We start from the raw sequence: 23,393 nt of genomic DNA, 5'->3' as shown, positions 1-23,393 counted from the left end.
AAGAGGCTGCGCGGTTGCAATCAGCCGCCGCGCAGTTCTTCGAACCGGGCGGGGTCGGGTTTTGCATGCAGGGCCACGAGCTCGACGCCGGCAACCGATATGCTGGGGTAGAGCTTGCGGATCAGCGGATCATGGCCTGGAATCAGGTGCGCGATGCTTCCGGTCAGCCTCGCGATCGACCGGAAGGCCGCTAGCGTGTCACGAACATCGATGGTGATGCCGAACGGAGCGCGTCTGATATAGTTCGAGAAGTAGACACTGGCATCGCAGGCCAACAGAAGCGGCCCGCGCCGGGTATCGACGCGCACGCCCTGCAAGCCCTCGGAGTGGCCGGGGAGCAGATGCAGGCTGATCCCTGGAAAGGGTTCTGCTGTTCCGCAATGGTGGACAACCCGTTCGGCAAAGGTCAACCGGACGATCTGGGCGACATTTTCGACATCGAAGGTATATCGCATGGCAGCCGAGCCCATGCAGGAGCCGGTCGCGTAGGCAACCTCCGCCTCCTGGACGTGGAAGCGGGCCCGGGCGAATTTGTCGATGTTTCCCGCGTGATCATAATGCAGATGGGTGAGAACGACGTCTTCAACTTCATCCGGCTCGATCCCGATGATGCGCAGCGCTTCGATCGGATCGATCTCAAGCGATTGTCCACGTTCGGCTTCGGCACGACGGCCGAAGCCCGTATCCACGATGACCGTCCGATGCTGATTGCGTAGGATCCAGATGTAGAAATCGATCGGCATCGGGCCGTCCAGCATGTCCCGACGCAAGAAATTCTCGTGGATTCGACGCCGGTCGTTCCAAGTGTAGCGGAGCGCATAGACGTCGTAGATATCCGTCTGCTCCGGGCCGGCCGGAACCCTGTCCAAATCGGGGTTCATGCGGACACCCTCCTTGCTGTACGAAGCGGCATTGCGCGAACAATCCACGGAGCGGCGTGCTGCGAATCTCGGACCCATTGTCCGAGCCAATCTGCAAGCCGGGAAGTGCAGAACTCAGTCGTTAAATCGCGGCTTTCTCTTTTCGAAGAAGGCTGTGACGCCTTCATGGAAATAGGCGCTCGCCGCGCTTCGGCGGAAGATGGCATGCTCCGCATCGAGATGCTGAGCGATATCCTGCGAAAACGACGCGCGCAGCAACCGCTTGGTCTCGGCAAACGCTGCCATCGGCTTCGCCACGAGCTTGCCGGCGAAGACTTTTGTCCTTTCGAGAGGTCCGCGGCCGGCACGCTGTGGGTGATGAGACCCAGGCGTTCGGCACTGGCAGCGTCGATCACGTCGGCGGCGAGCGCGAAATCACATGCCGGCACGATGCTGAGACCCGCGCCAGCGGCCGCGCCATGCACCTGCGCGATCACGTGGAACGGTAGACCCAGGAGTATGCGGACGGCCTCGTGGAATGGGCCGATGATCCGGTCCGCCTCGTTCGGCGCGCTCGCCGCTCCGGCGGCCTGAAAGCCCGTCAGACCCCCTCCCGACATGAAGGCTCGCCCGGCGCCCGAGATGATCAGCGTCTTCACGCCGGACCGTTGCGACAAGCCTTTCAGCGCGTTTCGCAACTCGATCGCCAGTTCGGCGGTGATCGCGTTGCGCGTTTGCGGCTGATCGAACACCAGCCGTGCGATAGGGCCATCATCGTTGAGGCAAATAAGCCGTATGTTGGTCATCCTGCGCCCTTCTCGGTCGCGGCTGGGAGGATGGCGAGGCTCAATTACCAGAACCGATGACGCCTCTGGCGGCCAGCTCAGCGATCCTTTCAGGTTCGTACCGCAAATGCTCCAGCAGGATTTCAGCGTTGTGTTCGCCGAGTTCCGGTGAGGCGACATACGCAGGACGATCGGCACCATGAAAGCGAAGCGGACTGCTCGGGACGACGATCCGCCCGAATTTTGCATGATCGACCCATTCCAACGCGCCGCGCTGGTGCATGTGTACGTCGTTGATGACTTCTCCCAGATGCCGAACGGGTGCGGCAGGGACCTTGTGGGCCCGTAGAACCTGCGTCACCTCGGCCTTCGGCCGCTCACGGGTCCAATCCCCGACGATCGCATCGGTCAGCGTCATGTTGCGGACCCGATCGGCGGAGGTCGCAAAGCGCGCGTCTCCGGCCAGGTCCTGGCGCCCGATGGCGGCCAGCAGGCTGCGCCAATGACCGTTCGTCAATGCGATGACCGCGACGTGACCGTCGAGCGTCGGATAAACGTTGTAAGGCGCCTCGGCCATCGCACCATGGTGATTGCCGGTTCGGGGCGCTTCGCCTTCGCCATCGAACGCAAAGGCCAGGTTGGAAGCCAGCGTCGGATAGACCGCCTCCTGCATCGAGACCTCGACCAGGCGGCCGCGCCCGGTCACGCTGCGTTCGTATAGGGCGGTGGCGAGCGCTGCGTAAAGATGAACTCCGCTAATGAAGTCGGCCACAGCAGGGCCTGCCTTCACCGGCGGACCATCGGCGAAGCCGGTCACGCTCATCATGCCTGAGCAGGCCTGCACCGTAATGTCCATCGCGAGGTTGTCCCGGTCCGGTCCGGACAGGCCGAAGCCCGTGCCGGAGCCGTAGATCAGCCGGGGATTGATCTCCGAAAGGACGTCCCAGCCTACCCCTAAGCGGTCCATGACACCGGGCGCGTAGTTCTCCAGCAGAATATCGGCCGTCCGAACCAATTCCTTGAGGATCTCGATCCCCTCAGGGGACTTTAGGTTGAGGGCCAGGCCACGCTTGTTGCCGTTCAGCATCTCGAAAGGAACCGCAGCCCATTTGCTGACCTTGGCGCGGTGGCGCACCGGCTCCCCCGTGACGGGCTCGATCTTGATGACATCGGCGCCGGCCTGCGCGAGCAGGAACCCGGCATAGGGACCCAGATATACTTGGCCGAGATCGAGAACGTGTACCCCGTGTAACGGCATATTGCGGCGCTCGGTCGCATGATCAGTCATCGTCGTTACCATCCTTTTCGATAAGGCTTCGGGTGCAGGCTCAAGCGTGCCAGGGGGCCATCAAACACCGGAGAAAACGGGCAAGCGGCGTTCGGCCATCGCTTTCACGCCCTCGGTGAAATCCGCCGTCGCGAAGTGCTTTTCCTGCTCGCGACGCTCGTGCTCGGTCGCGGCGGCGACGCGGTCCGCAAGGTCCCCTCGCAGAGTCAGACGGGTCGACTGCACCGCCAAAGGTGCGGATCTTGCGATCTCCGTCGCGAGATCGAGCGCGGTGTCGCGTAAAGCATCGTCCGCGGCGAGGACGTCGAACAGACCCTGGGCGAAAGCATCCGCGCCGCTCAGCCGGTGCCCGGTATAAAACATGAGCGCCGCCTTCTGGATGCCGATGGCCCTAGGCAGCGTCACGCTTAGCCCGAATCCGGGATGAAAGCCCAGACGGTTGAAATTGGCCGAGAGCCGCGAGCTTTCGGAGCCGACGCGGAAATCGGCTGCGAGCGCGAGGCCAAGGCCGCCACCGATCGCAGCGCCCTGCACGGCCGCGACGATCGGCAGTGGGCATCGGAAGAGTCGGACGGCATGGCGATAGATGTGGTCATCGTCCGAACCGCCGTTATCAGCGGCCGGGCGTGCGAAGTTCGCTCCGGCGCAAAAGTTCTTTCCGGCCGCGCACAACAGGATCGAGCGCATCCCTTCGGCTGCCAGATGTTCGAGGGCGTCACCAATCGCCGAGATCAAGGGCGTGTCGAAGAAATTGTTCGGGGGGCGATTGATCTCGACGATCCCGACATAGTCTTTTAGGCTGACGACGATATCGTTCATAAATTCTTCCTTCACGGCCCAAGCCGGCCGTGCGGCATCGGATTCAGAAGCCCGTGAAGGCCGGGCGGCGCTTCTCGATGAAATGGGCGACCCCCTCCCGGAAGTCTTCGGTCTGGCGGCAGCGCTCGATCTCGACCGCGGAAACTGCGACTGCCTGCGCGAAATCCTGTGTCCACGCCTCACGGAGCTGCCGCTTGATGATGCCGACCGCGCGGGGAGACGACAAGTTGGCGAGTTCCGACGCATAGCGCTGCACTTCGAAGCGGAAGGTCTCCGCGGGGAGGACCCGGGCGAGGCCGAGGCGGTCTGCTTCCTCGGCCAGCACGATGCGGCCGGTGAGCGCCAGGTCGGCCGCATGCATCGGACCAATCAAGCGCGGCAACAGCCAGGCGAGGCCATCTTCCGCTGCAAGCCCCCGTCTAGCGAAAGCGGTCGTCAGCTTCGCGCCCGCTGCAACGAAACGGAGGTCGCAGGCAAGCGCGATAGTGAGACCGACGCCGGCCGCCGCACCGTTGATCGCTGCGATGATGGGCTTGGGCGACGAGCGGAGATAGCCGAAGCGCCCTTCGGCGGGCGCGCCGTTCACCGGCACTGGCGAAGCCGCCACTGTTGCAGTCGCCGCTATGTCGGCACCGGCGCAGAATGCGCGCCCGGCTCCGGTCAGAACGATCGCCCTGATCTCCGCATCACCTTCCGCGACTTTAACGGCGGCAGCAACCTCGGCGCCCATGGCCGCATTCCATGCGTTCATCCGTTCGGGCCGATTGAAGGTGATGGTCGCGACGCGGTCCTCGACGCTGACGAGAATGTTCTCGTAGCGGCCGAATGGCGAGGGTCTCGTCGGTGCCGTAGCTGCGGTGTCCATGGTCGTCCCTTCAAGCATCGTTCGCTGCGTCGCGACATCATTCGCATTCACTCGGTCGGCCGCCGCTGTCCCGCCTGCTGTCCCGAAATGCGACTGGGCGGCCAAGATGCCGCAGATCGCATTCGATAGTTTTTACGCTCGGGCTTCGCTACTGGATGGGCTGAATGCCGATCCGCTTCACGATCGCCGAGATCGTCCCCAGCTCTGCCGTCACGATCTGGCTGACCTTCTCTGCATTGTCGAAGCCGGGCGTCACGCCGAGCTCGATCAAACGGCGACGGACGTCGGGCACCTGCAATACGGCTTCCATCCAATAGGCAAGGCGCTTCTGGATGTCGGCGGAAAATTTTGCCGGCCCGGCCAATCCCAGCCAGGTCTCGGCGCTGAAGCCGGTAACGGTTTCCGCGACCGTCTGGACATCGGGAATCAGAGTCGAGCGTTCTCGGCCGGTCACCGCGATGACCTTGATGTTGGGAGCGCCCAGCAGCGGCGTCACAGAGGAAAGACCAGCCACCATCGCATCGATCTGCCCGCCCCGAAGATCGGTCACGGCAGGTGCGCCTCCTCGATAGGAGACATGGCGCATTTTGAAGCCCGCACGCTCCTTCAGCATTTCACCCGCGAGGTGAGAGGCGGTCCCGAAGCCGGGCGAGCCGTAGTTTAGTTCGTCAGACCGGGAGTTCGCGAAGACGACGAATTCTGCGAGGGTCGACACCGGCACGCGACCGGTGTTCACGACCAGGACGGAGGGCAACGTCCCAAAATTTCCGATCCACTTGAAGTCGGTTGCGACGTTCCACGGCAGTCTCGCATAGACCGTCTGGGAGATCGTCATCGATCCGCTGCTCGCCAGAAGCGCATAGCCGTCCGGCTCCGCCTTCGCGACGTTATCGGCACCGAGCGTTCCACCGGCCCCGGCGCGGTTCTCGACGACCAGAGTCTGGCCGGCAAGCTTGGACATCGCCTCCGTCAGGATCCGGATCGGCGGATCCAGGGTTCCGCCGGCCGCGAAGGGAACCACGATCTTGATCGGTCGGCTGGGGTAGGAAGTCGCCAGCACAGCGGAGCACGGCACAAAGGCGCTTGCTGCGGCTCCCTGCAAGATAGCTCTGCGCGACAGGCCCATGACGTTCTCCCTGGACATCTCGTTGGAGCCGAGCCTCGGCAGCTCGACTCGCTCGTTCGCTAAGGCCGATAGCCGGTTGCCTGCATCAATGTGGTGAGCAGGCCGCCGTCGACCGGCAGGTCCACGCCGCTGATAAAGCTCGCTTCCGGACGGCTCAGCATGACGATGGCGTTTGCACTGTCCTCCGGCTGGCCCAGCCGATGGATCGGAATGGCTTCTTCCCGGCACCGCCGCGTTTCGGGATCCGAATAGGAGCGTGCCGTCATCCCTGTCAGCGTAGGGCCCGGCGAAACGCAGTTGCAGCGAATACCGAACGGCCCCCATTCCAACGCCATTTGCTTGATGAGCGCAACGAGGGCCGCCTTGCTCGGTCCGTAGACGCCGAGGGTCGGCGTCGGGGCCTGGGCCGAGATGGATGCGGTGGCCACGATCGAGCCTCCACGCTCTTTCATATGCGGCAAGGCGGCCTGACCCAACAGCCATGTCGCGCGGGTGTTGACCATGAAGGTTCGCTCGTAATTCTCCAGGCTGAGATCCTGCAGCGTGCTCGGAATGCCGATTCCCGCATTGCTGACGATAGTGTCCAGGCCCCCGTAGCGCCCGATGGCCCGCTCGACCAGTTGCCTCGCTTCGTCAGGCTTCGCCAGATCGAGGGCCTCGGTCGCAACTTCGATTCCGGCGGGAAGCAGACGGACCGTCTCCTCCAGCGAGCCGCTGTTCAGATCCACGAGGGTCAGCCGCGGCGCGGGCTCTCCGCGGGCCTGAGCATCCCGCACGAAAGCCAAGGCTGCCGCTCTTCCGATGCCGCTCGCAGCGCCGGTGATCAAGATGTCCATCGGTATCTTTCCATGAATGTCTCTCCCTTGCAGGGCTGATCGGGCGCTTCCCCATCAAGGCCGGCAGCCCTGTTCATGCGGAGGAAGGCACTACGTGCGTAGCTCGCACAGGCTGCGAGGCATGGTATCGCCAGCCCTCTTCAAGCCTTGACAAGAGCACAGCCTCCGTCATTGAGCGGGCGAAATGCCTCTTCGGCGGGCACCGTGGAAGTCAGCTTGAAGACATCGCCCGGATAGCGGCTCTCGTCGGGACTTTTGACAGTGAACAGATAGTTCGGATGGATCTTCCGACCGTCCTGCCGGATGCGGCCGGCTCCGAAACAGTCGTCGTCGGTCGGCATCGCCTTCATGGTTTCGATCGTCTTCCGGCCTGAGGCTTTTGCCGCAGGAACGCCGATCGCCTTGACCGCTTTGAGATAATGCATGACTCCTGCGTAATCTCCGGCTTGGCTCATGTTGGGAAAGACGCCGTTAGGCACGCGCGGCTTGAGCCGCGTCATGAAGCTGCGCGTGCGCTCGTTGAGATCCCAGTAGAAGCTTTCGGTCAGCAGGAGTCCCTTGGCCTCCGGCAAGCCCATGCCGAGGATTTCAGTGATGTACCCTGAGAGAACGGCTAGTTTCATGCCGGAGGCGCCGAGCCCGAACTCCGAGGCCTGCTTGACGATGTTGATCAAGTCGCTGCCACCCCCGATGATGCCGAGAACGTCGGCCCCGCTCGACTGCGCGCGCAGGAGATAGGAAGAGAAATCTCCCGTTGCCCCTAGGGGAAAACGCACGGATCCCAACACCTTGCCGCCCGCCTGCGTCACGAAACGCCCGGTATCCGCTTCCGCCGCGTGTCCATAGGCATAGTCGGCCGTAAGGAAGAACCACTTTCTGCCGCCGGTCTTTACAGTTGAGACCGCCGTCGAATGAGTCGTGCCCCAGGAATCATGGGACCAGTGGACCCAATGCGCGCTGCAATCCTTGCCTGTGATGTTCGACGAGGCGGCCGTGGTAATGATGGAGGCTTTGTCTTTTTCTTCGAGGAGCCCACGCGAGCCCAGCACGATCGCACTGTTTCCGACGTTCTCGATGACGTCGATACCCCCTATGTCAAACCAGCGGCGGATAATGCCGAGTCCGACATCCGGCTTGTTCTGGTGATCCGCGACCAGGATTTCGACCTTGATGCCCGGGTTTTCGGACATGAATTCCATTGCGGCCTGCTGAGCGCACGCCACCGTGGTCGGGCCCGAAACGTCACTGTAGACGCCCGACATATCGGTAATTACGCCGATCCGGATTGTGTCGCGCGCTTGCGCCTGCGTCAGCCTTGCTGGCATCATCGCGATCCCCGCCAGGCCTGTCGCGAGCATCGTTCGCCTTGTGATATCCATGCTCTAATCCTCCGTCGAAAATGCGCTCACGGGAGACGTCTTATTATTGGTTATCGCCCATCCATGTGCCCGCTCGGCTGTTGCGGCGCCGCGAATGTGCGGCTTCACTCGGCCAAGCTGGCGCTCACGGCACAGGCACTATGTCAGATCCGAATTTAATATACAAGACGTTCAGTTTCATATTCAGGGTTGCTAAGAATGACGCTCAAGACCAAGGTTCGCCAGCGCGGCCGACCGCGAAGCGAGGCCGGCCGCCAGGCCATCCTGTCGACGGCAGGCAAGCTGCTCTATGAAGTCGGCCTTCAGCAGATGAGCATGGAAGAGATCGCGAAGCAGAGCGGCGTCGGAAAGGCCACTTTGTACCGGTGGTGGCCAAGCAAGACGATGATTGCCCTTGATGCGTACCTCGAGGAGATGAGGGGAAAGGTCATCGTCCCTGACACGGGATCCGCAAAAGAGGACTTCAGGCAGCAAATTCGCTCAGTCATCAAGTTCTATGCCGGAAAGGAGGGAGAGATTTTCTCGTCTTTCATCGCGGCCGCGCAAGGCGACTTGGATTTTGCAGTCTCGTTCCGAGATAAATTCCTCAATCAAAGGCGCGAGGGCGTGCGCATGATTTGGGATCGGGGCGTCAAAACCGGAGAATTCCGTGACGACGTGACCCCCGAAGTCGCGCTCGATATGATGTATGCGCTGATTGTCTATCGGCTGCTGACCGGCCGCGCGCAGCTTTCGCTGTCCCTTGCCGATGAGATTGTCGATGTCGCGATGAAGGGATTGATCCGTCGCGCTTGAGGGCCGGGAGCGGGTCGCATCCGGCGGTGAGCGGTGGCGGTCGATCAGGTCGCAGCGGGCCGTCGGGAGAAACACCATTGCCTTCTGGCGGCGCTCGATATACAAAACGGAACGTACCGTAATTAAGCGACTCGAGATCTGCAGGCGCGCCGGAGTCATCCGATCGTCCGAGCGGACACAAGGTCGCCTCCGGCGAGGGATGCGAGATGCCAGGCGACGCTGAAGTCCGTGCGGCCACGGAACTCCCGGACCATCCGAACTATGATGTCATCATCATCGGTGCCGGCGTATCAGGACTGTATCAGCTCTACCGCTTACGCGAATTGGGCTTGAACGTTCGGGTGTTCGAGGCGGGCTCCGATGTGGGCGGGACCTGGCATTGGAACAGATATCCCGGGGCGCGGTTCGATTCCGAAAGTTGGACTTATGGCTACTCCCGATTTCCCGGCGTTCTGGACGAGTGGAACTGGAGCGAGCATTTCGCCTCGCAGCCGGAAATCGAGCGCTATCTTCAGTTCGTCGCAGACAGGTTCGATCTCAGGCCGAACATCCAATTCGGTTGCCGTGTCACCCATGCGCATTTCAGCGAGGCATTGCGAGGATGGAGGATCGAACTCGCTGACGGAACAGTCCACAACTCCCGCTTCTTGGTGACCGCCATTGGTGTCCTGTCGGCGCCGACGCTGCCACGGATCGATGGCATCGAAAGCTTCAAGGGGCAGGCTTGCCATACGGCCCAGTGGCCGACGGAGGAGGTCTCCTTCGAAGGCAAGCGCGTCGCCGTCATCGGCACGGGCTCGACCGGTGTACAAACCATTCAGGAGGCTGCGAAGACCGCACGGCACCTAACGGTTTTCCAGCGCACGCCGAACTGGTGCGCGCCGCTTCACAATGCGAAGATCTCGGCGCCTGAGATGGCGGAGATCCGCTCCCGCTACGACGAGATCTTCGCGCGTTGTCAGGCGACACCCGGATGCTTCATCCACGGTCCCGACCCACGATCCGCGCTCGAGGTTACTCTTGAGGAGCGTGAGGCCTTTTTTGAGAAGCGCTACTCGGAGCCAGGTTTTGGAATCTGGCACGGCAACTTCCGCGACATCCTCACAGATAGGGAGGCGAACGCGCTGATGTCGGATTTCGCCGCGCGCAAGATCCGCGCGCGTGTGAAGGATCCCAAGGTGGCCGAGAGGCTTATTCCGAAGAACCACGGCTTCGGCACGCGCAGGCTTCCGCTCGAGACCCACTACTACGAGGTCTACAACCAGCCCAATGTCGATCTCGTCGACCTGGGCGAGACCCCGATCGAACGCATCACTCCGACAGGTATCGTAACGAGCGCAGCCGATCATGAGTTCGACATCATCGTCTATGCGAGCGGGTTCGACGCCATTACCGGGCCATTTGATCGCATCGATATTCGCGGGGTCGAGGGCATTCGCCTGAAGAATGTCTGGAGCGACGGTCCCAAAACCTTCCTGGGAATAATGGTTCAGGACTTCCCGAACATGCTGATGCTGATGGGCCCTCACGCTGGCCTCGGAAATTTCACGCGCTTTGCGGAATACAGCGTCGATTGGGCAACAGGCCTTATCGAGCATGCGTTCAGACATGGCCTGACCCGGATCGATGCAACATCGGCAGGCACGAGACGTTGGACAGACCACGTCATCGAGGTTGGCCGCGGCCTTTTGAGCAACGAGATCGATTCCTGGATGACAGGGGTGAACAGCAACGTCGACGGAAAATCCAGCCGCAAGATCGTGCGCTATAGCGGGGGTTTCCCGAACTATAAGAAGCATTGCGACGCAGTCGCTGCTGCCGGGTATGACGAATTGACGATGAGCTGAACTCCTGTTGGATATTCCCGGTTATTTATGGCAACCTCTCGGACGCAGAAGACGTCGCCCGGCAATCGCGGTCGCTGTATCCAAAGTAAAAAGGCCCGCCATCCATGATGGAAGCGGGCTCTCTTTTGTCTGTTTGCTGCTGCGGGCCTACTTTGGTTGGCAAAGCGGGAAAACTAGCAGCGGACAAACTATGGTCGGCGTATCACCCACTAGCTGCGGCGTTCTATTGCGAGCTTCGTACCTACTTTGGCGAATCCGGCCAACCTATGTCCGCATCCACACCTGATCCGGAGCAATGCGCCCTTGCTCGCCGCCGCTCAGGTTCGACGTCGTTACTGACAATCTGTCCGACCGCTACGGCCGCTCCCCGCAACAAAACGTTCTAAGCAGTTTCAATGAATTCGCCCGCCATTGGCGGCCTTTTTCATTTTGTACGGACCGTTCTGTGTGGTTCGAATAAATCCTACCCAAACCAACGAGTTACAGTCGTTATGCTTGGGTAGATCACGCTCCGACACGCGCAATCGATCATTTACTGGCAAGAGTACATAGCCAAGCGCATGCGCGGCGTCCGACGACCAGTCCGGCGGTGCCCGTTTCGCTGAGGCCGGAGCGATATCGACTAAACTGACGCCTGTCGCCCGGGTTACGGCGAAATCTGGAACGTGCCGCCGACTGCGACGGCTGAGGACCATGGGCAAGCAGGCCCAAGAGATCACCGATACGTCAATATCGAGAAGGCAACCGACGTCGCGGGCAAGCTGCGACCGGAACAAGGGACGGCCGGTGCATCGAACGGTGTTCTTCGGTGCAAAGGAGAGGACGGATGCTTCATCTTTGATACCCGCAAGCAGGTCGGCAACGAAGTCGGATTTTTCAACATAACGCTGTGCTTTTGGCATGAATACGCTCGTCTCGAAGCGGATGGATTCATCCGGGAAGACTTTGAATGCTCGGACCTAAGAATTCAGCGTATGCGTATGTAGGAAGCGCGTGCAGCCGCGATGCGCTGTGTGCGCATGCTTGAGGAAATGGCGTTTGCGATTACGTTCTTCATGAAAAAGAACAAATAGAGAACTTTTCGTCCAGGTCAACAGTCTATTTTCTTAAACGATATCGCGAAGCATCTAGCTTCGAAAGCCATCGAGCTAGATGTTGCACATTGCCGTAGCCTCAAACCGTCCGTCGGAAAAGACGTAGGCTAGGGTCCGGACCCAATAACCGGATTCCCCTGGCAGCCTGATCGTGATTCACTGCCTCATCGAGGAGGCGGTGAGATGGGTGATTTCTTTTGGTTTTCCGATGCGCAGTGGGCTCGAATTGAGCCGCTGCTTCCGACCGGCGTGCGCGGCAAGCCCCGGGTAGATGATCGTCGTGTGCTAAGCGGGATCGTCCATGCCCTGCGCTGTGGCGGCCGTTGGGCCGACTGCGCCGACGTCTATGGGCCAAAGAAGACGCTTTATAACCGGTTCGTCCGCTGGTCCGAACGCGGCATCTGGCAAGGCATTTTCAGTGAGCTGGCGGGAGCAGGCGATGCGCCGGACCGGCTGTTCATCGACAGCAGCTGCATCAAGGTTCACCGCTGCGCAGGCGGTGGAAAAGGGGGGCCTTGGCTCATGGTATCGGCCGCACGAAAGGCGGACGAAACACCAAGCTCCATGCGGTCTGCGATGAAAAGGGTAAGCGTCGTCCCGGCCCCACCTTTCGGTTGACGTGCTGATCTGCGACGTTTCGGTTCGTTCGAACCGCTAGGCTTAGAATGGACACAGTGGATAGTGCTATCACCAAGCCGGTTCGGCGGCTGGAGGTGTTCACCGGTGCGGGGCGCCGGCGGACGTGGAGCGACGAGGACAAGGCGCGGGTCGTCGCGGAGATCGAAGCCAGTGGCGACTCTGTTTCTGGCGTGGCACGGCGGCACGGATTGTCGCCGCAGCAATTGTTTGGCTGGCGCCGGCGAGTCAGGGAAGCTCAGGCGGTCGTTTCCAAGGATGATGAACCACGGTTCGTCCCGGCGGTGGTTACCGCGGCACTGTGCGAGACTGCGGGATCTCGACAGCGCAAGGCGCGGCGGCAGCAGCGGGACGAACCGCTTGGCGGAACGATCGAGGTTGCGATCGACGGCGTGACGGTGCGCATCGGCGCGGGCGCTCCGTCGGACACCATCGCCGCGGTGTTGCGGGCGCTGAAAGCCGGAGCGTGATCGGCCCGACGGGCGCGGTCCGGGTGATGGTGGCGACCAGGCCTGTGGACTTCCGCAAGGGCGCCGATGGGTTGGCGGCCCTGGTGCGGGAGAGCATGGCGGCGGATCCGTTCTCGGGCGCAGTCTACGTGTTCCGCGCCAAGCGCGCGGATCGGATCAAGCTGGTGTATTGGGATGGCACGGGTCTGTGCCTGTTCGCCAAGCGGCTGGAGGACGGCATCTTCCGCTGGCCGAAGATCGAAGATGGCGTGATCCATTTGTCGGCCGCGCAATTGTCGGCGCTGCTCGAAGGGTTGGATTGGCGGCGTGTCCACGCGGCGCGCGAGACGGTGACGCCGGCACAGCCCGGCTAACGCCTGGACGTTTGTTGCTGTGGCAAAGTGAATCAGCAGCATCGAGCACGTCGCAAAATGCTGGTAAACATGATCTGATTTGATCATGCCGCGCGACGCATTGCCCGATGATTCCGAGACCTTGAAAGCGATGCTGCTCGCCGAGCGGGTGCAGAACGAACGGCTGCGTCAGATCATCAGGGACCTGCAGCGCCACCAGTTTGGCCGCCGGGCGGAGACGCTGCCCGAGGACCAGATGCAGCTCGGTTTGGAAGACGTCGAGCAGGCGGCGGCGCGTGACGCCGCGGAAGCTGAGCAGGCGACACCGGCAGCACGACAGGCCGGAGCTGCGAAGCGTCGGGCCAATCGCGGCGCGCTGCCGGCGCATCTGCCGCGGATCGAGACCACCATCGATATCGACGACAAGACCTGCCGCTGCTGCCAGGGCGCGTTGCACCGGATCGGCGAAGACAAGAGCGAGCGGCTGGATATCGTGCCGGCGCAGTTCCGGGTGCTGGTCACGATCCGGCCGAAATACGCTTGTCGCCAATGTGAGGATGGCGTCGTGCAGGCCCCAGCGCCGGCGCGGCTGATCGAGGGTGGGCTGCCGACCGAAGCCACCATCGCCCAGGTGCTGGTGTCCAAATATGCGGATCATCTGCCGCTGTATCGGCAGGCCCAGATCTATGGCCGCCAGGGCGTCAACCTAGACCGCTCGACGCTGGCAGACTGGGTGGGCCATGCCGCCTGGCATCTGCGTCCGCTGCACCAACGCCTGCTCGACAAGCTCAGAGAGCGGCCAAAACTGTTTGCCGATGAGACGACGTTGCCGGTGCTGGATCCTGGTCGTGGTCGCACCAAAACCGGCCAGTTGTGGGCCTATGCCGCCGACGACCGGCCATGGAACGGATCCGATCCGCCAGGCGTGGCCTATGTCTACGCCCCGGACCGCAAGGCCGAGCGGCCGATCGCCCATCTCGACAGCTTCAGGGGCATCTTGCAGGTCGATGGCTATGCCGGCTACCGCCGGCTGGCCGAGCGCGGCGACGTGCAGCTGGCGTTCTGCTGGGTCCATGTGCGGCGCAACTTCTACAAGCTCGCCACACCCGGACCTGCGCCGATCGCCAGCGAAGCGCTGCAGCGCATCGCCGCGCTCTATGCGATCGAGAACGACATCCGCGGCCGCACCGCCGAGGAGCGTCGGACCGTGCGGCAGCAGAAAAGCCGCTCGCTGGTCGACGCATTGGAGAGTTGGCTGCGCGCAAAACTCGGGCTGATCAGCCAGAAGGGCAAGCTCGCCGAGGCAATCCGCTATGCGCTGTCGCGCTGGGAGGGCCTCACCCGCTTCCTCGACGATGGCCGCATCGAACTCGACAACAACGCCGTCGAGCGTTCTATCCGACCGATCACACTGAACCGGAAAAATGCCTTGTTCGCGGGCTCCGACGGAGGTGCCGAGCACTGGGCCACCATCGCCTCGCTGATCGAGACCTGTAAACTCAATGATATCGATCCGCTCGGCTACCTGACAGACGTCCTTACCAGGATCGCCAGCGGTCATCCCAACCGCGACATCGACGCGCTCTTGCCGTGGGCCTACCAAAAGCAAGACCTCAGAGCCGTGGCCTGAGAACGACGCTTACTGAAAAGGGGCGCCTCTGCGTCCTGCTCCTGACGCCCGGAAACGTTCACGATTGCAGGGTTGCGCAGCTCTGCATCGAGGCGATGCCACCGTCGGCCGAACTCGTCGCGGACAAGGGATACGACAGCCAGGCGCTGCGCGAGTGGTTGGTCGAGCGTGGCACCGAGCCCGTCATTCCCCCGCGCAAGAACCGCAAGATCCAATACGATTACGACCGCGCCATCTACAAGCAGCGCAACGTCATCGAGCGTATGTTCTGCCGCTTCAAAGACTGGCGACGCATCGCCACCCGATTCTGACCGCAACGTCCGAAACTTCATGAGTGCCATCAGCCTCGCCGCAGCCGTCATCTGGTGGCTGTAGTGAGTCCGGACCCTAGTTCTAACCAGGTTTGTCGAACTTACTCCAAGGGGCTTTTAAGTACCCTAAAGGTCGTTATTGGCGCTTTAAACCACCACACCGCTGCGTATTCAAAAATGGAGCAGCGTCATCCACAGGCCGCTCATGGCGGATACTGTTGAAAAAGTCGAAAATCGATCGACCTAGAAAATCTCGTCAAGACTCTCGTTCGATCTGATCTGTCGCTGCATATTGCTCCAGCCGATCCTCGGCGGCCCGTGATCGATTTTACGAGATTCAACGTGGTCCCTCAGGTTAATATGAGCAAGGCTCACCAGTGAGGCTAGGAAAATCCGACCCGGAGCACAAAACGATTTTTTCAACAGTATCGGCGCAAAGCCGCCGCTCACGGGCATGCCCGTTCTTGCTTTGCCGGCTCAACGGTGCACGCAATACTGGCATTAGATCTCTCGGCTGGGGGTTCGAATTGCAAGGTCTCTCACGCTTCTTCAGCAAAGATTTCGCCAAGTCGGTTGCCGAGTTCGGGGCGTTCGTGTCGGTTGCTTGGTTTGCGGCCTGAGTTTGCTGAGCTCGTTGAGCGTCCAGCGGTACACGATTGGAAATTCGCGACGCGTGTTGAACGGACACTAGGATTCCAACGAAGACTCGCGTCACCGATCAAAAACCACTGGGCTGCAGCGCTTTCTTAAAAAGCCTCGGCGGTCGTGTCGACGTAGCGTGGACCATCACAGTGGAGCATTCAAGCCCCCGCGAGATAGAGCAGGCCAGCATTCCGCGGCTGGGCTCGGGTTGGCTCCAGCCTCCATTTGCCGAACCTGGTGACGGGATGACCAAGGGGTCCTGACCGGCTGTTCCGTCATTCCCGGGCGCGAGTCATTGATAACACCTGTCTGGCCGGTTATTTCAGCAATCAGGCGTGCTTCATCAATCATCGACCTATGTACAGTCGGTCCACCGATCGCGCGTCTCGGACTCCGGCAATCTTTATGACTGTAAATAACTGTAGCTGCTCCGTGACAGCGTTGGCGGAGCAGCCCAATTTCGAATACCTATAGGCGCAGGTGAGTCGAGAGCGCCATTTGCGCTGAACAGACGTTAACATCGTCCCAATCCGCCGGGAGATGCACAAAAGGCGGTCCTTGTGGTGTCGAAACGATCGGGCAGGTTGGTCGGGAATCAGGCTCGGCGTCCTGCCAATGCGCAGGCTTTACGACGTACATTGCTGCTGGCGACGACCGCGCTGACCGGCTGCTTGATGATCGGTCAGGCGCCGGCGCAGACCCTGCCGACCGGCGGTAGCGTCGCCGCCGGCAGCGTGGCGATCACGGCCCCTTCCGCGACACAGCTTACCGTCACCCAGACAAGCCCGAGCGCAGTGGTCAACTGGCAGAGCTTTTCGATCGGCCAGGGTGCTGCGGTGACCATCCAGCAGCCGGGCAGCACGTCGGCGCTGCTCAACCGCGTCACCGGCGACACGCCGTCGAGCATTGCCGGCGCGCTGACCGCCAACGGCCAGGTCTATCTGGTCAATCCCAACGGCATCGCCATCACCTCGACCGGCACGGTCAACACCGGCGGCGGCTTCGTCGCCTCGACGCTGGGCATTTCCGATGCCGACTTCCTCAGCGGCAAGCGCAGCTTCACCGGCAATGGCGCCTCCGCCGAGGTCAGCAATGCCGGCACCATTACGGTCGGCCGCGGCGGCTATGCCGCGCTGATCGGCGGCACGGTGTCGAACGCGGGCAGCATCTTCGTGCCGCTCGGCAAGGTCGGGCTCGGCTCGGGCGAAAGTGCGACGCTGGATTTCTCCGGCGACGGATTTTTGCAGGTGGCGCTGCCGACCGCGGCCGGCGGCACCAATGCGCTGATCCGCAACGCCGGCTCCATCAAGGCCGATGGCGGCAGCGTGATCATCAGTGCCGCGACCGCACGCGAGGCGGCGCGCAATGCGGTGAACATCTCCGGTCTGGTGCAGGCGCGAACCATCGGCGGTCGCACCGGCGCGATCTTCATCGGCGGCGGTGCCGGCGGCGGCGTCAACATTTCCGGCAAGCTGATCGCGACCTCGCGTCAGGCCAGCGGCGGCGCCATCGCGGTGACCGGCCATACCATCGCGCTCGAAGGCGCCAGCATCGATGCCTCCGGCGCGACCGGTGGCGGCACCATCAACATCGGCGGCGGACGCCAGGGCGAAGGGGTGCTGCAACGCGCCCACACGCTCACCGTCGATGCGCAGACCACGATCCGCGCCGACGCAACGACCAGCGGCAATGGCGGCGCCATCGTGCTGTGGTCGGACCAGCCGACGCGCTTTGCCGGCACCATCACCGCACGCGGCGGCGCATCGTCCGGCAACGGCGGCGAGGCCGAAGTCTCCGGCAAGGCGCAGCTCGCTTACACCGGCTTCACCGATCTCTCGGCGGCTCATGGCAGCTTCGGCACGCTGCTGCTCGATCCCTACAACGTCATCATCTCGAACGGCGCCGATACCGGCGGTTTCGATGCCACCAGCAACGACAGCGTCATCAACGCGACCACGCTGATGACGGCGCTCGGCGCCGCCAATGTGACAATCACCACTGGCACAAGCGGATCGCAGGCCGGCAATATCACAGTGGCGGCGCCGCTGACCTGGTCGGCACCGACCGTCCTCGGGCTGAACGCAGCCGGCGCCATCGCCATCAACGCGCCGATCACCATCACCGGGGCCGGCGGCCTCGACCTTAATGCCACCGCGCAGGCGGGTGTCACCACCACCGGCCTGACCTTCGGCAACGGCGCCTCGGTGGATTACGGCGCCACTGACAACGGCGGCACGTTTAGCCTCAACGGCATTACCTATAAACTGGTCTACACGATGGCGCAGCTCGATGCGATCGACGGCGTCAACGCCGTCAATGGCACGGCGCTCACGACCTATGGGACCGGCGTCACCGGTACCTATGCGCTCGCTAACGACCTGATCGCCACCGGCACCACCTACACCCGGGCCGTCGTCGCGGACTTCGCCGGTTTCAGTTCGGCGTACACGTTCAGCGGCAAGCTCGACGGTCTCGGCCACACCGTCACCGGCCTCACCATCAATGCGCCGACAAAGGACCAAGTTGGATTGATCGGCTATCTGGCCGGCGGAACGGTGTCGAACATCGGCATCGTCGGCGGCCAGGTGGTCGGCCGCAGCAACGTCGGCGGGCTGGTCGGCAACGTCGGCACCGGATCGGTGGTGCAGACAAGCTATGCCAGCGCGACGATTGCGAGCGTGGGGACCGGCAACTCCACCGGCGCCCTGGCGGGGGTCAACCTGGGCACCGTGCAATCGAGTTACGCCAATGGCGCGGTGACCGGAGGTTATTATGCCGGCGGCCTCGTCGGGTACAATTTCGGCGGCACGATCAGGACCAGTTACGCGACCGGACAGGTCAAGGGCACGTTCAACACCGGCGGGCTGGTCGGACTGAGTACCGGAACGGTCGTCGACAGCTATGCCACCGGCTCCGTCTGGGGCGGCGACCAGGCGGGCGGCCTGCTCGGCACTAACAGCACCGGCGGCTCGGTGCAGAAGACTTATTCAACCGGCATGGTCTCGGGCACGACCAATGTCGGAGGACTGATCGGCTCCAACTACGCGACAGTCGCTTCGTCATACTGGGATTCCGAAACCAGCGGGCGATCCGCCGGCATGGGCTCCGATAGCCGCAACCAGTCTGCCAACGTCACGAGCCGGACCACGGCGCAGTTGCAGAGCGGCAGCGTTCCGTCAGGCTTCGGCACAGCCTGGAGCAGCGGCGCCGGGTTGTATCCCTATCTGAGCTGGCAGTTCGTCGCCGGCACCACGCCGCAGACCGTGTCCGGCATCGCCTATCAGGCGGACGGCGCGGCGCTGGCCGGCGCTTCGGTCGCCGGCACAGTCAACGGCACCGCGCTTCCCGGCGTTCGCGTCAGCACCGGCGCCGACGGCTATTATTATTTCGTAATCCCGCAAGGCTCAATCGTCGCCGGCAATGACGTCTTCACCGACGTCAATAGCAACACCATCAAGGCCAACTCCTTTCTTCAAGGTGCGACCGGGTCGGTGCAAAACCTAGATCTCCACGGCGGCATGCTGACCGTCACGACCAGTGCCACCGCACTGTCGTCGGTCGCTGCGGGATTGGCGAGCGTGGTCGGCGCAACGTCGACCGGCAATCTTGTTTTCACCACGCCCGGCGGCGTACTGACCCTGAACGCCGCGACCGGACTGTCGATTGCGGCCACCGGCGCGTTCAGCATCGACCAGGCTCTCACCGTGCCCAACTCCGCACTCATCCGCGCGGCCGGCAGCCTCAGCATAGCCTCGACCGGAACAGTGAGTTCGTCGACCGGCAACGCGACGCTGGTTGCAGGAACCAATTTCATCAACAGCCGCGGCGCCGACGCGGTTTCGGCGGCGAACGGCCGCTGGCTGGTCTATTCGGTGGATCCATCCAACGACAACCGTGGCGGGCTGGTCTACGACTTCAAGCAATATGCCGCCAGCTACGGTGTGACCGCGGTGGCGCAGGCGACCGGCAATGGCGTTCTCTATACCGTCGCTCCGATGATCGGATTGAACGGAACGTTCTCCAAAACCTATGACGGCACCACGGATGCGGCGCTTTCATCATCCAATACGGGCATTGACGGCGATGTGATCATGCTCGGTTCGTCGGGTGCGGTCTACGACAACGCCAATGCCGGGTCCGGCAGGATCGTTGCGGTCAACGGCCTGACGATCAGTTCGGCCAGCAATGGCCGCGCCGCGGTTTACGGCTACACGCTCGCCTCGACGACCGCTTCAAGCACCGGCACCATCTCACAACGTGCGATCACGGTGACGGCCGACGCCCAGAGCCGGGCCTACGGCGATGCCAATCCTGCGCTGACCTATCAGGTGACCGGCGGAAGCCTGCTCGGTAGTGACGTCTTCGCCGGTGCGCTGGCGACGGCGGCGACGGTGGCTTCGGATGTCGGCAGCTACCAGATCAGCCAGAACACGCTGACGGCGGGCAGCAATTATGCACTGACCTATCGAGGTGCGAATCTGAGCATCACGGCTCCTCCGGTGACTCCACCTCCGATCACACCGCTTCCGAGTACGGCTGTTCTCAACTTTCCTGCAGCCAGCACGGTGGCGAACCTGAGTGGAACGGGCGGCAGCTTCAGCCCAATTTCTTTTGGTAGCCCGACCGGCACGACTCCCATGATCGCATCCAGCACCGAACCTTGCTGTACCGGCTTGTTCTACCAGGACAAGCGGTTCGGTCCATAACCGGCCGCCGCGGCGCTGTCGTGTCGCTCGCGCCGTCTCGTGCTCCGCATCGGCATATTCGATGCGGCGCCTTACATTACACGTCGATCTCTGCATCGCAGACGGTAGGGTCTGATGCGCATCGACAATATATTCACCCGTGAATAAGCACGGTCTGGCCAATTACCAGTCGTAACGCATCACGCCTTTGCCGGCGTAGCTGCGGGTGAATTCAGAGAACTCGCCCTCGAAGGTCGCAGCCAGCGAGATGCCGCTGGTGAAGCGCATTTCGGCGGACGCCGTCGTCAGCGCAGAATCGCGCGCAGGAGCCGCACCGTTCACCACGAACGCCGTGCCGGGCAGGGTCTGAAAGGCGGCGGCGACGCTGCGTTCGATATTGTAGTCGTGAGCCCAGGCGGCGCGGCCGCGCAGGGTCAGGACGGCGGCGTTGACTGCAAACGATTTGTCGCTGCGCAGGCCGAGTTCGCTGCGTGTCGCGGTGACGATCTTGCCGGCGTAGGTCAGCGCGAACGTGTTGATGCCGCCCGCAGCAGCTTCCGTGTAGCCCGGAAGATCTAGCGCGGTCACTTGCACGGCAGCATAGGGCGTGACGCCGACGCCGCCCAACCGCGGTAGCGCATAGCGGTTGCCGCCCTCGATACGGCCTGAATATGTGTTGGCGTTGAAGCGGCCCTGCAGCGCGCTGCTGCCAACGGTGCGATCGGTGGTGGTGTCCTGCCAGCCATAGGCGGCGGCGGCGATGTAAGCCGAGCCGATACTGTTGCGTACGAAGGCGCCCGCCTGGAAAAGGTCCGAGCGGCCCGACCCCGCACCCGCCACCGAAAAGCTGCTGCCGCCGCCGGTCAGCGCGAAGCCGGCGACAGTGGCCGGGGATAACCAGTAGTCAGCGCCGACCGCCCCGCCTTAGATCCGGCTGGTGCCGGTATTCGATCCGGTTGCGACGTTGCCGTCGGTGCTCTGCTGGCCGCCGAAGCCTGCCGCCCACACGTTCCAGCGCGCCTCGAAAGCCGGCGCTATCGGCGCCTTGCGGTCAATCGCGGCCAGTGCGTCACTGGGATTGTGCTTCGCCGTTCGGTCGCGTGTTGGATCGGCAAAGGACGACACGCCGCTTGCGTCGCGCCCGGCGGCGAGCGGGTCGGTCATCAATCCCATGAACTGAGTCGTGGCGTCGAAGGCGGTCTGCTGCGCCCCGGTCGCGGTCTGGCCGGAGACCTGCGTCAGGCCGGTCGCCGTGAGCGCGCCGAACGCCAGCGGAATGCCGCCGGTGCGGTTGAAGTAGTTCACCAGCGTGTTGGCGACCTGCTGCTGATTGACGGTCAGCGCGTTGAAGCCCGAGTCCGGCGTCGGCGGCAGATAACGCAGCGTCAGATTGAGATAAGCGTGGGTGGCGTCGGTGACGAGCGACGACGTAAAATTCGCCGGCAGGTTGGTGTTGACCTGCGTGCCGAATGTGCCGACGACGCCCCCGGCTGCGCTCAGGATGGTGTACTGCCTGGCGACGTAACTGCCGTTGGCATAGGTCACGCTGACGGTGGCACCGCCGAGGGTGGCCGTGCCGGTGATATTGGCGAATGAAGCGGTGGCGGGATCGACCTGCACCAGATATTGCGCGGCGGAGGTCAGCGTCAGATTGCCCGTCACCGTCATCGACGATGCCGCGGTGCCGTCGCCCGGCGCGAAGGTCCCTCCGTTGCCGGTCACGAGATTGGCGATCGTGCCGTTGCCGGTCAGCGTGCCGCCGTCGATCCTGGCGGTCCCCCCGATCGAGCCGGTGTTGTTGACGATACCGGCCGTGTTGGTAAGGCCTCCGCTGAGCGTCCCGGCATTGTTCGTGGTGCCGCTGTTGGTCAGGAGGCCCGACACCGTGGCGCCGGCAGCATTATTGAAGGTGCCAGAATTGGCCACCATGCCAGTCCAGGTGCCACTGTTGGCGATGGTGCCGGCATTGCCGGCGACATTCCCCGTCCAGATGGCCGCGGCGGCGTTGACGATCGTCCCGCTGTTGGCGGTGACGTCGCCATGCCATTGCGATCCCGCCTCATTCTGGATGCTGCCGGCGTTGCCGCTGACATTGCCGGTCCAGACCGCAACTACACCTCCGGAAGTCCTGTTGTAGATGGTGCCGCCATTGGCAAGCACGTCGCCGGTCCAGCGGCCGTTGGTGTTGTAGACGTTGCCGCTGTTGCCCGCGACGTTGCCCGTCCATGTGCCGGAGTTCTGCAATGTCCTGCTGTTGCCCAGAACCGAGCCCTGCCAGTTACCGTCGTTGCCGACCAAGCCGTTGTTGCCCTGGACATCGCCTACCCAAAGCCCGTTGCCGCCGTTGAACACCTGGGTGAACCGGCCAGAGCCGCTGTTGCCCACCACATTGCCGGTCCAGGTGCCGCCATTGTTCAGGACGTAACTGGCATTGCCGCTGATGTTGCCGAACCATGCACCGCCGTCATTGGTGACGAAGTCCGAATTGCCGTTGATATCGCCATGCCAGGTGGCGCCCGCAGCATTGGTGATCCGGCCATTGGACCCGACCACGGCGGGAACGGGATCTGCAGGATTGCCGTTTCCGGTGATGTCGCCGTTCAGCCAGGTGCCGTAATTGACAATCTGGGACCGGTTGGACTGAATCCCGCCATCCCAGGTGGCACCCACATTGTTGGCGATGAGGTGGGTGTTGGACACGATGTTTCCGGTCCAGTAGCCGGACGAGTTGTTCGCGATCGTGCTGCTGTTGCTGAGGACATCGCCGGCATAGGGCCCGCTGTTGGTGAACGGCGTCGTGTTGCTGATATCCGCAGCGCGCGTAAGCGTGGCGCCGGAGAGCAGCGCAACGGCAGCGACTCCTGTGAACAGCATCGACCGCCGCGGGCCTGCCTCGTACGTGCCGCGCGCGGCGCCGAAGCAATCACCGTCGCCTTGCATGGGCGAACCGGCCTTCGACATCTTCATGAGCGCTCCCCGGAGTGCGTCCGGGG

The 23,393-nt window shown here is 62.7% G+C and carries 17 protein-coding genes and 2 pseudogenes; 8 read left to right on the top strand and 11 right to left on the bottom strand.

The genetic code is table 11. The annotated features are described in order from the left end of the window. Positions 1-20: 20 nt before the first annotated feature. The 8 genes from ACUXVA_RS28395 to ACUXVA_RS28360 form a co-directional block, all read right to left on the bottom strand. Complete coding sequence (locus ACUXVA_RS28395) at positions 21-881, bottom strand: N-acyl homoserine lactonase family protein (RefSeq protein WP_445489519.1); 861 nt, start codon at positions 879-881, stop codon at positions 21-23. Beyond that, positions 878-1,666, bottom strand: coding sequence for an enoyl-CoA hydratase/isomerase family protein (locus ACUXVA_RS28390; protein WP_445489517.1), 789 nt, complete (start codon positions 1,664-1,666; stop codon positions 878-880). Before ACUXVA_RS28390 ends, ACUXVA_RS28395 begins: the two co-directional genes overlap by 4 nt. A 40-nt stretch (positions 1,667-1,706) precedes the next feature. Continuing rightward, a complete protein-coding gene (locus ACUXVA_RS28385) occupies positions 1,707-2,933 on the bottom strand; it encodes a CaiB/BaiF CoA transferase family protein (protein WP_265082588.1) in 1,227 nt (408 codons plus the stop codon). Positions 2,934-2,993: 60 nt separating this feature from the next. After that, complete coding sequence (locus ACUXVA_RS28380; protein ID WP_265083617.1) at positions 2,994-3,752, bottom strand: enoyl-CoA hydratase/isomerase family protein; 759 nt, start codon at positions 3,750-3,752, stop codon at positions 2,994-2,996. Positions 3,753-3,795: 43 nt separating this feature from the next. Then, positions 3,796-4,722, bottom strand: coding sequence for an enoyl-CoA hydratase-related protein (locus tag ACUXVA_RS28375; protein WP_445489514.1), 927 nt, complete (start codon positions 4,720-4,722; stop codon positions 3,796-3,798). Between the two features lie 43 nt (positions 4,723-4,765). Continuing rightward, a complete protein-coding gene (locus ACUXVA_RS28370) occupies positions 4,766-5,743 on the bottom strand; it encodes a Bug family tripartite tricarboxylate transporter substrate binding protein (RefSeq protein ID WP_265082589.1) in 978 nt (325 codons plus the stop codon). Positions 5,744-5,802: 59 nt separating this feature from the next. Next, complete coding sequence (locus ACUXVA_RS28365; RefSeq protein WP_445489512.1) at positions 5,803-6,579, bottom strand: SDR family NAD(P)-dependent oxidoreductase; 777 nt, start codon at positions 6,577-6,579, stop codon at positions 5,803-5,805. Between the two features lie 140 nt (positions 6,580-6,719). Further along, positions 6,720-7,958, bottom strand: a complete 1,239-nt coding sequence (locus ACUXVA_RS28360) for an ABC transporter substrate-binding protein (protein WP_265082591.1) — start codon at positions 7,956-7,958, stop codon at positions 6,720-6,722. 198 nt (positions 7,959-8,156) lie between these two features. Between ACUXVA_RS28360 and ACUXVA_RS28355 the strand changes: the two genes are divergently transcribed. Together ACUXVA_RS28355 and ACUXVA_RS28350 are read left to right on the top strand one after the other, a co-directional pair. Continuing rightward, the gene (locus tag ACUXVA_RS28355) at positions 8,157-8,753 is read left to right on the top strand and encodes a TetR/AcrR family transcriptional regulator (protein ID WP_445489509.1); all 597 of its coding nucleotides are present in this window, start codon (positions 8,157-8,159) and stop codon (positions 8,751-8,753) included. 206 nt (positions 8,754-8,959) lie between these two features. After that, positions 8,960-10,600, top strand: a complete 1,641-nt coding sequence (locus ACUXVA_RS28350) for a flavin-containing monooxygenase (RefSeq protein ID WP_445489507.1) — start codon at positions 8,960-8,962, stop codon at positions 10,598-10,600. 392 nt (positions 10,601-10,992) lie between these two features. On the opposite strand, the gene ACUXVA_RS28345 is transcribed toward ACUXVA_RS28350, so the two are convergent. Next, positions 10,993-11,502, bottom strand: coding sequence for a hypothetical protein (locus ACUXVA_RS28345; protein ID WP_445489505.1), 510 nt, complete (start codon positions 11,500-11,502; stop codon positions 10,993-10,995). A 375-nt stretch (positions 11,503-11,877) separates the two neighbouring features. On the opposite strand from ACUXVA_RS28345, the pseudogene ACUXVA_RS28340 reads away from it, so the two are divergent. From ACUXVA_RS28340 to ACUXVA_RS28315, 6 genes and pseudogenes are all read left to right on the top strand, one after another. Further along, a pseudogene (locus ACUXVA_RS28340) lies at positions 11,878-12,272 on the top strand (IS5 family transposase); the annotation flags it as partial. Positions 12,273-12,359: 87 nt separating this feature from the next. Then, on the top strand, positions 12,360-12,800 hold the full coding sequence (gene tnpA, locus ACUXVA_RS28335; RefSeq protein WP_265082600.1) for an IS66-like element accessory protein TnpA: 441 nt from the start codon (positions 12,360-12,362) through the stop codon (positions 12,798-12,800). Further along, on the top strand, positions 12,797-13,153 hold the full coding sequence (gene tnpB, locus ACUXVA_RS28330) for an IS66 family insertion sequence element accessory protein TnpB (RefSeq protein ID WP_265079591.1): 357 nt from the start codon (positions 12,797-12,799) through the stop codon (positions 13,151-13,153). Before tnpA ends, tnpB begins: the two co-directional genes overlap by 4 nt. Positions 13,154-13,238: 85 nt before the next feature. Further along, a complete protein-coding gene (gene tnpC, locus ACUXVA_RS28325; protein WP_445489503.1) occupies positions 13,239-14,762 on the top strand; it encodes an IS66 family transposase in 1,524 nt (507 codons plus the stop codon). Further along, a complete protein-coding gene (locus ACUXVA_RS28320; protein WP_445489501.1) occupies positions 14,723-15,073 on the top strand; it encodes a transposase in 351 nt (116 codons plus the stop codon). Before tnpC ends, ACUXVA_RS28320 begins: the two co-directional genes overlap by 40 nt. A 1,280-nt stretch (positions 15,074-16,353) precedes the next feature. Next, complete coding sequence (locus ACUXVA_RS28315) at positions 16,354-20,421, top strand: beta strand repeat-containing protein (RefSeq protein ID WP_445489499.1); 4,068 nt, start codon at positions 16,354-16,356, stop codon at positions 20,419-20,421. A 162-nt stretch (positions 20,422-20,583) separates the two neighbouring features. Here ACUXVA_RS28315 and ACUXVA_RS28310 read toward each other — a convergent pair. Next, positions 20,584-21,312, bottom strand: a pseudogene (locus tag ACUXVA_RS28310) (autotransporter outer membrane beta-barrel domain-containing protein); the annotation flags it as partial. 12 nt (positions 21,313-21,324) lie between these two features. Then, positions 21,325-23,367, bottom strand: coding sequence for a beta strand repeat-containing protein (locus tag ACUXVA_RS28305; RefSeq protein WP_445489497.1), 2,043 nt, complete (start codon positions 23,365-23,367; stop codon positions 21,325-21,327). Positions 23,368-23,393: the final 26 nt, after the last annotated feature.

The sequence above is a fragment of the Rhodopseudomonas sp. RCAM05734 genome (assembly GCF_052658035.1).
Note: the sequence above shows the minus strand (reverse complement) of the source record. Positions and strands in the feature narration are given on the sequence as shown.

What these genes read in the sequence shown, in the direction of transcription:
- ACUXVA_RS28395 (WP_445489519.1), bottom strand. Translation starts at nt 881, where the DNA reads ATGAACCCCGATTTGGACAGGGTTCCGGCCGGCCCGGAGCAGACGGAT.
- ACUXVA_RS28390 (WP_445489517.1), bottom strand. Translation starts at nt 1,666, where the DNA reads ATGACCAACATACGGCTTATTTGCCTCAACGATGATGGCCCTATCGCA.
- ACUXVA_RS28385 (WP_265082588.1), bottom strand. Translation starts at nt 2,933, where the DNA reads ATGACTGATCATGCGACCGAGCGCCGCAATATGCCGTTACACGGGGTA.
- ACUXVA_RS28380 (WP_265083617.1), bottom strand. Translation starts at nt 3,752, where the DNA reads ATGAACGATATCGTCGTCAGCCTAAAAGACTATGTCGGGATCGTCGAG.
- ACUXVA_RS28370 (WP_265082589.1), bottom strand. Translation starts at nt 5,743, where the DNA reads ATGGGCCTGTCGCGCAGAGCTATCTTGCAGGGAGCCGCAGCAAGCGCC.
- ACUXVA_RS28365 (WP_445489512.1), bottom strand. Translation starts at nt 6,579, where the DNA reads ATGGACATCTTGATCACCGGCGCTGCGAGCGGCATCGGAAGAGCGGCA.
- ACUXVA_RS28360 (WP_265082591.1), bottom strand. Translation starts at nt 7,958, where the DNA reads ATGGATATCACAAGGCGAACGATGCTCGCGACAGGCCTGGCGGGGATC.
- ACUXVA_RS28355 (WP_445489509.1), top strand. Translation starts at nt 8,157, where the DNA reads ATGACGCTCAAGACCAAGGTTCGCCAGCGCGGCCGACCGCGAAGCGAG.
- ACUXVA_RS28350 (WP_445489507.1), top strand. Translation starts at nt 8,960, where the DNA reads ATGCCAGGCGACGCTGAAGTCCGTGCGGCCACGGAACTCCCGGACCAT.
- ACUXVA_RS28345 (WP_445489505.1), bottom strand. Translation starts at nt 11,502, where the DNA reads ATGCCAAAAGCACAGCGTTATGTTGAAAAATCCGACTTCGTTGCCGAC.
- tnpA (WP_265082600.1), top strand. Translation starts at nt 12,360, where the DNA reads ATGGACACAGTGGATAGTGCTATCACCAAGCCGGTTCGGCGGCTGGAG.
- tnpC (WP_445489503.1), top strand. Translation starts at nt 13,239, where the DNA reads ATGCCGCGCGACGCATTGCCCGATGATTCCGAGACCTTGAAAGCGATG.
- ACUXVA_RS28305 (WP_445489497.1), bottom strand. Translation starts at nt 23,367, where the DNA reads ATGAAGATGTCGAAGGCCGGTTCGCCCATGCAAGGCGACGGTGATTGC.